The sequence below is a fragment of the Pseudomonas sp. NFACC25 genome, from assembly GCF_900100935.1.
Classification (GTDB): Bacteria; Pseudomonadota; Gammaproteobacteria; order Pseudomonadales; family Pseudomonadaceae; genus Aquipseudomonas; species Aquipseudomonas marginalis.
The window spans coordinates 26,488-39,207 of sequence record NZ_FMUC01000016.1 but is presented as its reverse complement, the minus strand read 5'-3'; the positions used below and the strand labels follow the sequence as shown (position 1 = coordinate 39,207).

14 protein-coding genes are annotated in these 12,720 nt (G+C 64.0%); 4 read left to right on the top strand and 10 right to left on the bottom strand.

Annotation, left to right across the window (positions count from 1 at the left end; translation table 11 throughout):
- The first annotated feature begins 154 nt into the window (after positions 1 to 154).
- From BLQ09_RS26465 to BLQ09_RS26455, 3 genes are read left to right on the top strand one after another with little or no spacing between them, the layout of a single operon-like run.
- Complete coding sequence (locus BLQ09_RS26465; RefSeq protein ID WP_027603624.1) at positions 155 to 1,201, top strand: ATP-binding protein; 1,047 nt, start codon at positions 155 to 157, stop codon at positions 1,199 to 1,201.
- Complete coding sequence (locus BLQ09_RS26460; RefSeq protein ID WP_027603592.1) at positions 1,170 to 1,829, top strand: response regulator; 660 nt, start codon at positions 1,170 to 1,172, stop codon at positions 1,827 to 1,829. Before BLQ09_RS26465 ends, BLQ09_RS26460 begins: the two co-directional genes overlap by 32 nt.
- Positions 1,830 to 2,570 (top strand): PAS domain-containing protein, encoded by a 741-nt coding sequence (locus tag BLQ09_RS26455; protein ID WP_027603593.1) that lies wholly within the window; start codon positions 1,830 to 1,832, stop codon positions 2,568 to 2,570.
- 115 nt (positions 2,571 to 2,685) lie between these two features.
- Here BLQ09_RS26455 and BLQ09_RS26450 read toward each other — a convergent pair whose 3' ends face one another.
- The 5 genes from BLQ09_RS26450 to ribBA all read right to left on the bottom strand — a co-directional run bounded on the left by BLQ09_RS26450 (position 2,686) and on the right by ribBA (position 7,951).
- Positions 2,686 to 3,840 carry an ABC transporter ATP-binding protein gene (locus tag BLQ09_RS26450; RefSeq protein ID WP_027603594.1) on the bottom strand — a complete coding sequence of 385 codons (1,155 nt, stop codon included), beginning with the start codon at positions 3,838 to 3,840 and terminating at the stop codon, positions 2,686 to 2,688.
- 17 nt (positions 3,841 to 3,857) lie between these two features.
- Complete coding sequence (locus tag BLQ09_RS26445; RefSeq protein ID WP_010567348.1) at positions 3,858 to 4,667, bottom strand: ABC transporter permease; 810 nt, start codon at positions 4,665 to 4,667, stop codon at positions 3,858 to 3,860.
- A gap of 6 nt (positions 4,668 to 4,673) precedes the next feature.
- Positions 4,674 to 5,591 carry an ABC transporter permease gene (locus tag BLQ09_RS26440; protein WP_027603595.1) on the bottom strand — a complete coding sequence of 306 codons (918 nt, stop codon included), beginning with the start codon at positions 5,589 to 5,591 and terminating at the stop codon, positions 4,674 to 4,676.
- A complete protein-coding gene (locus tag BLQ09_RS26435; protein ID WP_027603596.1) occupies positions 5,588 to 6,613 on the bottom strand; it encodes an ABC transporter substrate-binding protein in 1,026 nt (341 codons plus the stop codon). The genes BLQ09_RS26440 and BLQ09_RS26435 overlap by 4 nt, the downstream gene beginning before the upstream one ends.
- 228 nt (positions 6,614 to 6,841) lie before the next feature.
- Positions 6,842 to 7,951: a bifunctional 3,4-dihydroxy-2-butanone-4-phosphate synthase/GTP cyclohydrolase II gene (ribBA, locus tag BLQ09_RS26430; RefSeq protein ID WP_027603597.1), complete on the bottom strand. Its 1,110-nt coding sequence runs from the start codon at positions 7,949 to 7,951 to the stop codon at positions 6,842 to 6,844.
- A 68-nt stretch (positions 7,952 to 8,019) separates the two neighbouring features.
- On the opposite strand from ribBA, the gene BLQ09_RS26425 reads away from it, so the two are divergent.
- On the top strand, positions 8,020 to 8,313 hold the full coding sequence (locus tag BLQ09_RS26425) for a DUF1330 domain-containing protein (RefSeq protein ID WP_027603598.1): 294 nt from the start codon (positions 8,020 to 8,022) through the stop codon (positions 8,311 to 8,313).
- A gap of 139 nt (positions 8,314 to 8,452) precedes the next feature.
- On the opposite strand, the gene BLQ09_RS26420 is transcribed toward BLQ09_RS26425, so the two are convergent.
- From BLQ09_RS26420 to BLQ09_RS26400, 5 genes are all read right to left on the bottom strand, one after another.
- The gene (locus BLQ09_RS26420) at positions 8,453 to 9,016 is read right to left on the bottom strand and encodes an NUDIX hydrolase (protein WP_027603599.1); all 564 of its coding nucleotides are present in this window, start codon (positions 9,014 to 9,016) and stop codon (positions 8,453 to 8,455) included.
- Between the two features lie 2 nt (positions 9,017 to 9,018).
- Positions 9,019 to 9,771: a GntR family transcriptional regulator gene (locus BLQ09_RS26415; protein WP_027603600.1), complete on the bottom strand. Its 753-nt coding sequence runs from the start codon at positions 9,769 to 9,771 to the stop codon at positions 9,019 to 9,021.
- Positions 9,772 to 9,901: 130 nt separating this feature from the next.
- Positions 9,902 to 10,387, bottom strand: coding sequence for a flavin reductase family protein (locus tag BLQ09_RS26410; protein ID WP_027603601.1), 486 nt, complete (start codon positions 10,385 to 10,387; stop codon positions 9,902 to 9,904).
- Positions 10,388 to 10,399: 12 nt separating this feature from the next.
- Positions 10,400 to 11,881: an aldehyde dehydrogenase gene (locus BLQ09_RS26405; protein WP_027603602.1), complete on the bottom strand. Its 1,482-nt coding sequence runs from the start codon at positions 11,879 to 11,881 to the stop codon at positions 10,400 to 10,402.
- Positions 11,878 to 12,711 (bottom strand): alpha/beta fold hydrolase, encoded by an 834-nt coding sequence (locus BLQ09_RS26400; RefSeq protein ID WP_027603603.1) that lies wholly within the window; start codon positions 12,709 to 12,711, stop codon positions 11,878 to 11,880. Before BLQ09_RS26400 ends, BLQ09_RS26405 begins: the two co-directional genes overlap by 4 nt.
- Between the last annotated feature and the right edge of the window lie 9 nt (positions 12,712 to 12,720).

Here is a 12,720-nt window from a genome sequence, read left to right as displayed (position 1 = left end):
GATAAGCCTTGCGCGCCGACCATTCGGGGCATGGAAGTTGCTGGGCCTTTCGACCACGCAGCGCAACCGGACGGGGAGTTATCGAAGAGTGCTGACACGACCAAAAGGCTGGCCGCTCTGGTTGGGGCCTGTACGCCCCGAACAGGCGCGCAGCGTGCGCAGGTTGTTGGCCGGGTTGCCCCTGCACGCTGACGGTGCCTTGTCAGGTTTCCTGGACCGTTTCGACGCACTGCTGCCGCCTGCCAGGCTCAACCTGATCCTCGGCGGCGAAGACCTGGGCCCGACGCGACGAGGGTGGGTCGACGGCTGCCAGGCGGTCGCGCGTTGCCCCTGGCGCGACGCCAGCGTGACGGACGCCCCCCAAGCCTGCGGACCGTGCCGGCAACGGGGCGTGCACCGTCTGGTGTGCGCCTTGCCCGAGGGTGAAAAGGGCGCATTGCTGCTCGACACTCCCCGGCGCGCCGGTGGCAGTTGGCGCCAGCTACTGGAAGAGGCGGCGCAGGCGGTAGGTGTGAGCGTGCGCCTGCGCAGTCAAACCCGTGAACAGCAGCGCAAACAGGCGACCTCCCGCCACGGTGCCCTGGCCCGTGAACTGCACGATTCGGTGGCGCAGCAGTTGGGTTACCTGTCGTTCCAGGCCCATGGCTTGCAGTCGCAACTGGGCGAGCCGGCACTGCAGGACCTGTGCACCGGCCTGAGCCAACTGCAACGCCAGGTGCGCGAGCTGATCACCAGTGCGCGCCTGACCATGGACGGGCGCTCGCTGCGTCAGGCCCTGGCCGACTCCGTCGCGGAGTTCTCGCGGCGCTGCATCATCGTCTTCGAACTCGACAACCGCCTGGCCGACGACGCCCTGAGCCCGGAAACCGAATTGCAGATCCTGCAGATCATTCGCGAGGCCCTGGCCAATGCGGTGCGGCATTCCCACGCGCGCCACGTGCGCATCGAACTGCGCCAGACCCAGGACGGCGACGCCTCGGTGTCGGTGGAAGACGATGGCATCGGCTTGATCCCGGCCTGCGACGAGCACAACCATTTCGGCCTGGCGATTATCCGCGAGCGCGCCGCCAGCATCGGCGCGCGGCTGAGCATAGAAGCGATCCGCCCGCACGGGGTGCGCGTGCACCTTGGCCTGCGCCGCCACCACGATCTGCCACAGGGGAGTCTCGATGGGCTGCACGACCTTATTACTGATCGATGATCACCCGTTGTTTCGCAAGGGCCTGGCGCAGTTGTTCGATGCCAGCGGCGACTTCGAAGTGGTGGGGCAGGCGGCCAGCGGCCGCGAGGGCATCAACCTGGCCGTGAGCCTGACGCCGCAACAGGTGCTGCTGGATTTGCACATGCCTGGCCTCAGCGGTTTGCAGGTGCTGGATGAACTGCGCCAGTTGCATCTGGATTGCCAGGTGGTGGTGCTCACCGCCTCCATGGACCGCGCCGAGTTGCTCACGGCCTTGCGCCTGGGCGCCAGCGGTTATGTGCTCAAGGAAACCGAGCCGGATGCGTTGCTGGCGTATATGCGCAACTGCCACAAGGGCGCGATCGTACTGGACTCGAGCCTGATTGCCTTGCTCGCCGACCAGGCCGAGCCCACGCAAGCGTGTGAAGCTGTGGGCAGCGAAAACCTCACCGAGCGCGAAGGCCAGACCCTGGCGCTGATCGCCGCCGGCATGAGTAACAAACAGATCGGCAGGGAACTGGGGATCAGCGACGGCACGGTGAAAATCTACGTGCGCAGCCTGTTGCAGAAGCTCGGCCTGCATTCGCGCCTGGAGCTGGCGGCCTGGGTGCACAGCGGTGCCTTGATGAAACACGAGGAGCGCCACTAGATGAGGGACAGCCCCGAAGCGTTTGCGCCGCCGCCGATTGACCTGATGGATTGCTTTCCCGCCGCCTTATTGCAACTGCGCGACAACGGTCAGATCGCCCACTTCAACCTGGCCTGGGCCGAGTTGATGGGCGCGCCGGGCGCGGAGCGCAACCTGATGGACTACGTGCACCAGGAAGACCGCCCGCTATGGCGCCAGGCCCTGAATGAACTGCGTCGCCGCCCCGACACCTCATTCAACCAGCGGCTGCGCTTTGTGCACCCCAGTGGCGAACTGCGCTGGTTCGAGATCAGCCTCAAGCGCGGCCCCCAAGGCTTCTACCTGGTGGCCGGGGACGTTACTGCCCACAAGCGCCGCGAAATCGCCTGGCAGGCCAGCCAGCGCAGCAGCATGAGCTTGCTCGACAGCATGCCGGGCCTGATCTATCGCGGCCGCAACAACCGCGACTGGACCATGGAATTCGTCAGCGCCGGCTGCCTGGAGTTGACCGGTTACCCCGCTGAGCGACTGGTGGACAACCATGAGTTCACCTACAACAGCCTGATCCTGGCGCAGGACGCCGATTATGTGTGGCGCGAGGTGCAATATGCGTTGTCACGGCAGGAGCCGTTCGAGCTCAATTACCGGATTCGCTGCGCCGACCGCTCGATCAAGCACGTGTGGGAGAAGGGCGTGGGGATTTATGCGGATACCCGTGAGGTGTTGGGGATCGAGGGGGCGATTTTCGAGCGCAAGAGTTGACGGATAAACGCGCTTCAAATGTGGGAGGGGGGCTTGCCCCCGATGAGGGCGTGTCAGTGAATGCATCTTTAACTGACACAACGCTATCGGGGGCAAGCCCCCTCCCACATGGAATTCAATGCGCGCCTGCGGCCTTGTTCAGATCACTCTCCGCCCACTGCGTATACACGCACGCATCCGCCGTCGCCCAGCGCACACGCACCGGGTCGCCGGCCTTGAGGGGCATGCCCGCAGCGGACAGCGCCTTGACCGTCATCGATGTGCCGCCGAGGGTTTTCACTGTGCAGGTCTGGCTCTCGCCGAGGAACAGCACCTCACCCACAATCGCCGACACTTCATTCCAGCCCGCTGCCAACGATTGCTCTGCGGCCTGTTCGACACTCAGCGCCAGGGCTTTTTCCGGGCGTACCATCAGCAGCACCTCCTGCTCGGTGTGCAACCCGCTGGTCAGGCGGATCGACACGGATTGGCCTTCGAACGCCGCCACGGCATTGCCCTGGGCCTTGAGCTTGAGGAAGTTGGAGTTGCCGAGGAACGACGCTACGAACGCGTTCGGCGGGTTCTGGTACAGGTCGAAGCCGCTGCCCAGGCCGACGATCTTGCCGTGGCTGAAAATCGCGATGCGTTGGGACAGGCGCATGGCTTCTTCCTGGTCGTGGGTCACGTAGACGATGGTGATGCCCAGGCGCCGGTGCAGTTGGCGCAGTTCGTCCTGCAGGTCTTCGCGCAACTTCTTGTCGAGGGCGCCGAGGGGTTCGTCCATCAGCAGGATGCGTGGTTCGTACACCAGCGCGCGGGCGATGGCGACCCGTTGCTGTTGGCCGCCGGACAATTGCGAAGGGCGGCGATGGGCGAACTGTTCCAACTGCACCAGCTTGAGCATGGCGTCGACGCGCTTGTCGCGTTCGGCGCTGGCCAGTTTGCGAATCGCCAGGGGGAAGGCGATGTTGTCGCGCACCGACAAATGCGGGAACAGTGAGTAACGCTGGAACACCATGCCGATGTCGCGCTTGTGCGGCGGTACGTTGACCAGCGATTGGCCGCTGACCAGGATCTCGCCGCTGCTTGGGGTTTCGAAGCCGGCAAGCATCGACAGCGTGGTGCTTTTGCCCGAGCCGCTGGAGCCGAGGAAGGTGAGGAATTCGCCGTCCCGGATGTCCAGCGAGATGTTGTCCACGGCAGCGAATTCGCCGTAGTGCTTGTTTAGGTTGCGCAGGCTGACCAGGGGTTGGCCATGGCTCTGCGCGACATCGTTGATCACTGCACTCATGTTCTTCTCCTCGGCGCTCAAGCGCGGGTTTCGGTACGCCGGCGAACGGCGGCGGCAATCACCATGACCAGCACCGAGAGGCCGATCAGCAGCGTCGACGCGACGGCGATCACAGGCGTCAGGTCCTGGCGCAGGGTGGTCCACATTTTTACGGGAAGGGTTTGCAGGGTCGGGCTGGCCATCATCACGCTGAGCACCACTTCGTCCCATGAGACCAGGAAGGCGAACAGCGCACCGGCGACCATCCCCGGACGAATCGCCGGAAAGGTCACCTTGAACACTGCCTGCAACCGCGAGGCGCCGCAGATCACCGCCGCGTCTTCGATCGACTGGTCGAACAGTTTCAGCGAGTTGATGATCGAGATGATGGTGAACGGCAGCGCCACGATCACATGGCTGACCACAAAGGCGAACATCGTGCCGGTGTAGCCCAGCTTCAGGAACAGCGCGTACACCGCCACGGCGATGATCACCAGCGGCACGATCATTGGCAGGGTGAACAGGCCGTAGAGCAATTCACGGCCGGGGAAGCGCCCGCGCACCAGGGCAAAGGCGGTGGGCAGGCCGAGGGCGACGGCGAATACGGTGGTCAGCACGGCCACCTTGAGGCTGGCCATGGCCGCGTTCATCCAGTCGGCGTTGGAGAAGAACTGGCCGTACCATTTCAGCGTCCAGCCCGGCGGCGGGAATACCAGCCATTGCGACGAGCCGAACGACAGCAGCACGATAAACACGATCGGCAGCAGCAGGAACAGGCCGATCAACCCGGTGGTGGTGTAGAGGCCCAAGCGCATCCTGCGGCTCATGGCATTGGGAGTCAGGAGCATGACGGCTTACCTCGCGTTGCTGGCACCAACCGGGGATTCCGGCTGAAGCTTCAGGTAGAAGTAGAACAGCACCAGGGTGATGAAGATCAGCAACGCGGCGCCGGCACTGGCCAGGCCCCAATTAAGGAACGATTGCACCTGCTGGATGATGAACTCGGGCAGCATCATGTTCTGCGCACCGCCGAGCAGCGCCGGGGTGACGTAGTAACCGAGGGACATCACGAACACCATCAGGCCGCCGGAGAACAACCCCGGCCGGCACATCGGCAGGAACACGCGCAAGAAGTTGGTCCACGGGCTCGCGCCGCAGATCGAGCCGGCCTGCAGGATCATCGGGTCGATGGCCTGCATGGTTGCCTGCAATGGCAGCACGATGAACGGGATCATGATGTAGCTCATGCCGATCACCACGCCGGTGAGGTTATGCACCATCTCCAGGGGCACATCGATGATGCCCATGGCCATCAGCGCCTTGTTGATCACCCCGGAGGCTTGCAGCAAGACCAGCCAGGAGTAAGTGCGGGCGAGCAGGCTGGTCCACATCGACAGCAGCACAATATTCAGGATCCAGCGCCCCCAACCGCGCGGCACCAGGGTGATCGCCCAGGCCAGCGGAAAGCCCAACAGCAGGCTGAACAGGGTCACCAGGCCCGCCACCGAAAAGGTGTTGAGCAGTACCCGCGCATAGGCCGAGTTGGCGAACAGCTGTTCGTAATTGCCCAGGCCCGGCGTGGGTTCCAGTACGCCGCGCAGCAACAGGCCGATCAGCGGCGCCAGGAAGAACAGGCCGAGGAACAGCAGGGCCGGGATCAGGTTGCTCGACCCCCGCCAACGCTGCGCCAGGGAGGGCGCCCCGGCCTTGGGCGAAACCGCGCCGGCAGCGCCGAGGGCGCTCCCGGTCGGTGTGGTTGCCGTCATTTTCATTTGACTAGCCATTCATTCCACCGTGTCGCAATGGCCGGACCGTTCTTGGCCCAGTAGGCGAAATCGAGGGTGATCTGGTCCTTGACGTAGGCGGTCGGCAGGTTCGGCGCGAGCACCGAATCCAGGCGCTGCACGCTGTCGATGTTCACCGGTGCATAGGCGGTCAGGTTGGAGAAATCCGCCTGACCCTTGGCGCTGCTGGCGTTGGCCAGGAACTTCATCGCCGCCGCTTTGTTTTTCGAACCTTTAGGCACGACGAGGATGTCGGCCATGACCAGGTTCTGCTTCCAGCTCACGCCCACGGGCGCGCCGTCTTCCTGCAGGGCGTGGATGCGACCGTTCCAGAACTGGCCCATGCTGACTTCGCCGGACGCCAGCAACTGTTGCGACTGCGCACCGCCGCCCCACCAGACGATGTCTTTCTTGATGGTGTCGAGTTTCTTGAAGGCGCGGTCCAGGTCCAGGGGGTAGAGCTTGTCGGCCGGGACGCCGTCGGCCAGCAGCGCCAGTTCGAGCACGCCGGGGCTTGGCCATTTGTAGAGGGCGCGTTTGCCGGGGTAGGTCTTGGTGTCGAACAGCGCGGTCCAGTCCTGGGGCTTGCCGGCGCCGAGCTTGCCTTCGTTGTAGCCGAGCACGAAGGAGAAGAAGAACGAGCCCACGCCATGGTCGGAGACGAAGCGCGGGTCGATCTTGTCGCGCTGGATCACCGAGAAGTCGAGGGGTTCGAGCAGGCCTTCGGCGGCGGCGCGCAAGGCGAAGTCGGCCTCGACATCCACCACATCCCACTGCACGTTGCCGCTTTCGACCATGGCCTTGAGTTTGCCGTAGTCGGTGGGGCCATCCTGGACCACGGTAATGCCGCTGGCCTTGCTGAACGGGTCGGCCCAGGCCTGCTTCTGCGCATCCTGGGTGCTACCGCCCCAGCTCACGAAATTGACGCTTTCGGCCGCCATGGCCGCGTGAGTGGCCGTGGCCAATAAACCCGCGAACAGCACCGCGGTTGCACGTTTGTTCAACACCATTTTCACGCCCTCATTTGTTTTGTTATTGAGCGGGCTTGGTAATGCCCGCCTATCGGGAGCAGTAGGTCCATCGGGGGCCTCTAATCGAGACCCCAAAAGGCGACCGTGCCAAGGGCTGTTATTGGTGCTCTCCCTGGCGGGCGCACTTGGCAGAAGCGTTCGGTCTATGGAATATCATATTATGGTATTCCAAACTTTGTGCAAGCATTTTGCCTTACCGGTTATCCGTCATTCGGTGAAGGGAATGCTCTCGACCACCTCCAGGTCGTAGCCGGTCAGCCCGGCGTATTTGAGGGGCGGGCCGAGGTGACGCAGCTTGCCGACGCCGAGGTCCTGCAAGATCTGCGCCCCGGTGCCCACTTCGGAATAGATGCGCGACTGCGAGCGGTTGAACTGGCGCGGTGCCTGGGTCAGTTGCGGCACGCGTTCCAGCAGCGCCTGGGACGACTCATGGTTGGCCAGCACCACCACCACGCCGCTGCCTTCAGCCGCGACACGTTGCAAGGCCGCCCACAGCGTCCAGTTGGACGGGCCGCTGTAGTCGGCACCGACCAGGTCGCGCAGCGGGTCGATCACATGCACGCGCACCAGCGCCGGGGTATCGCGGCGCAACTGGCCCATCACCATTGCCATGTGCACGCCGCCGTCGATGCGGTCTTCAAAGGTGATCAGGCGGAACGTGCCGTGCACCGTGGGCAGGTCGCGTTCACCGATGCGCACCACGGTGCGTTCGGTGCTGAGGCGATAGTGGATCAGGTCGGCGATGGTGCCGATCTTGATGCCGTGCTTGCGTGCGAAGATTTCCAGGTCGGGGCGGCGGGCCATGGTGCCGTCATCGTTCATCACTTCGACGATCACCGATGCGGGGGTGTGCCCGGCCAGGCGCGCCAGGTCGCAGCCGGCTTCAGTGTGGCCGGCGCGGGTCAACACGCCGCCGTCCTTGGCGCGCAACGGGAAGATATGCCCCGGCTGCACGATGTCGGCCGGCCCGGCATTGCTGTCGACGGCCGCTGCCACGGTGCGTGCGCGGTCGGCGGCGGAGATGCCGGTGGTCACGCCGCTGGCGGCTTCGATGGACACGGTAAACGCGGTGCTGAACACGCTGCCGTTGCTCGGCACCATCTGTTCCAGGCCAAGGCGCTGGCAGTGTTCGTCGGTAAGGGTCAGGCAGATCAGGCCACGGGCTTCGCGGGCCATGAAACTGATAGTCTCGGCGGTGCAGCAGGCCGCAGGCAGTAACAGGTCGCCTTCGTTTTCCCGGTCTTCGTCGTCCACCAGGAGCACCATCTTGCCTTGGCGGTAGTCTTCGATGATGTCTGCGATGCTGTTGAAGGACATGGAGAGTGCTCGATTTGTTGGTTGTATGTATTATGGTATACCACAAAACTCAACAAGAGGATGTCACGATGAAGGCCTACTGGATTGCCCATGTGGATGTGTCCGATGCCGAGCAATACACGCAGTACACCCAGCGCGCGCCGGCGGCGTTTGCAAAGTTTGGCGGACGGTTCCTGGCCAGGGGCGGGCGCAGCGAGGCAATGGAAGGCGGGCCGGCACGTCAGCGTAATGTGGTGATTGAGTTTGAGAGCTATGAGCAGGCGGTGGCGTGTTATGAGTCCGCTGAATATCAGGAGGCGAAGGCGCACCGTGAAGGGGTGGGGCTGGCGCAGATCATCATCGTGGAAGGGCTGGCGCCCTAGGTCATCAGGCCGAACATGGGCCAAATGTGGGAGGGGGCTTGCTCCCGATAGAGATCTGTCAGCTACAAGGATGCTGACTGATACACCGCTATCGGGAGCAAGCCCCCTCCCACATGTTGATCCGTGTTTGGCCGTGCGGTCAGCGGATGAAATGAATCTTGCCGCTGTCATCGTTCCCGATATAGATGCCGTACACCCCAGCCTGGCGTTCCTCGATATACCGTTCGAGGATCTGCCGGATCGCCGGGTAGTAGATGCTGTCCCAGGGAATCTCCTCGGGCGCGAAGAACTTGTAGTCGAGGGTCTCCGGGCCGAACTGGCCGGTGATCTCCAGCGCGATGGCGCGGAAGATGATGTACACCTCGCTGATTTTCGGCACGCTGAAGATCGAGTAGGGCGATACGATCTCGGCGCGTACGCCGCTTTCTTCCCAGACTTCACGCAACGCCGCCTGCTCGGTGGTTTCGCCACCTTCCATAAAGCCGGCAGGCAAGGTCCAGGTGCCCGGGCGGGGCGGGATCGCCCGTTGGCACAGCAGGTATTTGCCGTCCTGCTCGATGATGCAGCCGGCGATGATCTTGGGATTGATGTAATGGATATAGCCGCAGCCCCGGCACATCAGGCGCTCATGGGTATCGCCCGGTGGCAGCTGGTGACCGAGGTCACTGCCGCCGCATGTCGGGCAAAAGCTGGGGCTGGCCAAGGTCAGTGACCTATGCGCGGTTCTTTCAGCGCGATGGGCAGGGTGATTTCCGGAATCTTGCCGGTTTCTTCCTGTTTGCGCTTGAGGTAGTCCAGGGCCACGGCGGCGGCCGCACGCACGTGATCGACGCAGGCCTGGTGGGCCGCCAGCGGGTCGCCGCTCTTGATCGCCTGGACCATGCGTTCCATTTCCTGGTTACTGGTGCCGCGACGGTTTTCCTGGGACACCGAGGTGGCGCGCAGGTAGCTGATGCGCGCTTGCAGCTGGCGCAACTGGGTGGCCGCCACATGGTTGCCCGAACCTTCGAGCAGCACGTCGTAGAAGCCCTGGACCGAGTCGATGACCTGTTGCAGCTCACCGTCCTTGAGGGCCTTGCGGTTTTCTTCCAGGGCTTTTTCCAGGGCCTTGATGTCCTTGGCCTTGGCGCGCAGGGTGAACAATTGCACGATCAAGCCTTCGAGCACGCAGCGCAGTTCATAGATGTCGACGGCGTCGGCCAGGGTGATGATCGCCACCTGCGGGCCCTTGGCATCGGCGAATTCCACCAGGCCTTCGGACTCCAGGTGACGCAAGGCTTCGCGTACCGAGGTGCGGCTGACGCCGAGGCGGTCGCACAGGTCGCGCTCCACCAGGCGGTCACCGGGCAGCAGTTGGAAGTTCATGATGGCGCTGCGCAGTTTTTCCAGCACGATTTCGCGCAGGGTGACCGGGTTGTGATTGACCTTGAAGCTGTCGTCGAGGGGCGCGCGTTTCATGGGGTCTGCTCTGAATTTGGCGGTTAACTGGAGGCCTCGGCCGGCCGGGGCCGATTGAGGGCCGAAAATCGTGCCCAAGTTTATCATGCTGCGTTCCTTAAGCGACAAACCCTCACGGCCCCCGCGCGCCTCAGGCCAGGGCCGGCAGCGGGCCCAGCTTGCCCTTGTGGTAGATCATCGGCGTGACCGGTTCCTTGGGCAGGATCAGGTTCTTCACCGCGCCGACGATGATCGCGTGATCGCCGCCGTCGTATTCGCGCCACAGTTCGCACTCGATGATCGCCGTGGCCTTGGCCAGCAGCGGGTTGCCCAACTCGCTCAGGTGCCACTCGATACCCTTGGCCTTTTCCTTGCCTTTGCTGGCGAAAGCATAGGCCTCGGCGGTCTGGTCGGCGGACAGCAAGTGGATCGCGAAGCGCTTGCTGTCGCGCAGGATCGGGTAGGTGTCCGACCCATAGTTGGGGCAGAACAGCACCAGCGCCGGGTCGATCGACAGCGCGCTGAACGCACTGGCGGTAATGCCGACGATGCCGCCGTCCGGGTCGAGGGTGGTGACCACCGTGACCCCGGAAGGGAATGAGCTCATGACGTCTTTGTAAATGCCGGGTTCGATCATGGTCGGGGTCTCTTAGCGCATCACGAAAGGATCAGGCATGGGCGCCTGGGAGAGGTTGATCCACACCGTCTTCAGCTCGGTGTAGGCGAGCACCGAATCGATGCCGCTTTCACGTCCGTAGCCGCTGTTCTTGAAGCCGCCGATAGGCGCCATGGCCGACACGGCGCGGTAGGTGTTGACCCAGATGATCCCCGAGCGCACGTCCCGCGCCAGGCGGTGGGCGCGGCCGAGATCGCGGGTCCAGATGCCGGCGGCGAGGCCGAACTGCGAGTCGTTGGCGATGGCCAGCGCTTCGGCTTCGTCCTTGAAACGGATGACCGAGGCCACCGGGCCGAACACTTCTTCCTGCATGATCTTCATCGAGTTGCTGTCGCACTCGAACAAGGTCGGCTCATAGAACCAGCCCTCACCGAGGTTCTGCGGGCGTTTGCCGCCGGTGCGCAGGCGCGCGCCTTCGGCGATGGCATCCGCGACCAGGCCTTCGACCACGGCCAGTTGCTGCGCGGTGGCCATGGGCCCCATTTCGCTGGCGTCGTCCTGGGGGTTGCCGATGCGGATGCGCTGGGCGCGTGCCACCAGGCGCTCGACGAATTCGTCGTAGATTTCATCCTGCACCAGCAGGCGTGAACCGGACACGCAGCTCTGCCCGGACGCCGCATAGATCCCGGCAATCGCACCATTGATGGCGCTGTCGAGGTCGGCGTCGGCAAAGATGATATTGGGGGACTTGCCGCCCAGTTCCAGGGACAGCCTGGCGAAGTTCTCCGCACTGCTGCGCACCACATGGCGGGCCGTGGCCGCGCCGCCGGTGAAGGCGATCTTGCGCACCAGTGGGTGGCGGGTGAGGGCGGCGCCGGTGCTGGGGCCGTAGCCGGTGACGACGTTGACCACGCCCGCTGGGATCCCGGCTTCGAGGGCCAGGCGCGCGAGTTCGAGGATGGTCGCCGAGGCGTGTTCCGACGGTTTGATCACGATGGTATTGCCCGCCGCCAGGGCCGGCGCAAGTTTGATCGCGGTCAGGTACAGCGGGCTGTTCCACGGAATGATCGCGGCGACCACGCCCATGGCTTCGTGCACGGTGTAGGCGAACAGGTCCGGCTTGTCCAGCGGCAGGGTGCCGCCTTCGAGCTTGTCGGCCAGGCCGGCGGTGTAGTGGAAGAACTCCGGCAGGTAGCTGACCTGGCCACGGGTTTCGCGGATCAACTTGCCGTTGTCGCGGCTTTCCAGCTGGGCCAGTTGCTCCTTGTTCTCGGCGATCAGGTCACCCAGGCGGCGCAGCAATTTGCCCCGTGCGGTGGCGGTGAGGCCACGCCAGGCCGGGCTGTCGAAGGCGCTTTGTGCGGCCTGCACGGCGCGCTCCACATCGGCTTCATCGGCGTCGGGCAGTTGCGCCCAGGGTTCGGCCAGGGCCGGGTTGAGGCTGTCGAAAGTCTTGCCGGACAGGGCATCGACCCATTCACCGCCGATGCACATCTGGAAGCGTGCGAGTGTCATGCAACGATCCCCTTGATTGGATTGTTTTGGGCGTACACCGTGTCGAGGAAGCCCAGCAACAGCTGGTTGACCAGGCGTGGCGATTCTACCGGCATCATATGCCGTTGCTCGGCCAGCACCGCAACGGTGGCGCCGGGAATACGATCGGCCAGTTGCCGGGCCATTTCCGGGGTTGAGCCGGGGTCGAGTTCGCCGGTGGCGACCAGGGTCGGTACGCGCAAGCCCTTGAGGTCGTCGGCGCGGTACATGTCCTGGGTCGCAAACAGTTCGTAGGTGGTCAGGTAGCCCTGGGGGTCGTTGCCCGCCAGGGTTTCACGCAGGGCGGCGATCTGCGCCGGGTTGGCCGCCTGGTATTCACGGCTGAACCAGCGCGACAGCGCGGCTTCGGCATTCGCATCCGGGCCGTGTTCGGCGGCCTGGGCGGTGCGTGCGATCACGCCGGCACGCTGTTCGGGGCTGCGATTGAACACACTGTTGAGCACTACCAGGGATGTGAGACGCTCGGGGTAGTGCAGGGCAAACGCCCGGGCGACCAGGCCGCCCATGGAAAAACCGATCACCGTGGCCTGGGGCAATTGCAGGTGGTCGAGCAGCTCCAGCAACTGGTCGGCATACCCCAGCAGCGGCGTGCCGGCGGCCGGGCGCGGGCTGGCGCCATGACCGAGCATGTCATAGGTGATCACGCGGTAATTCGTGGCCAGGCCAACGACTTGCCCGCCCCACATTTCTTTATTCAGGCCCACGCCGTGGATCAAAACCACAGGCTGGCCTTGGCCGGTCGCCAGATAACTGGTGCCAGCCGGGGTGCGTTCAGCGGTGAGCCGAATCATGGAGCGCTC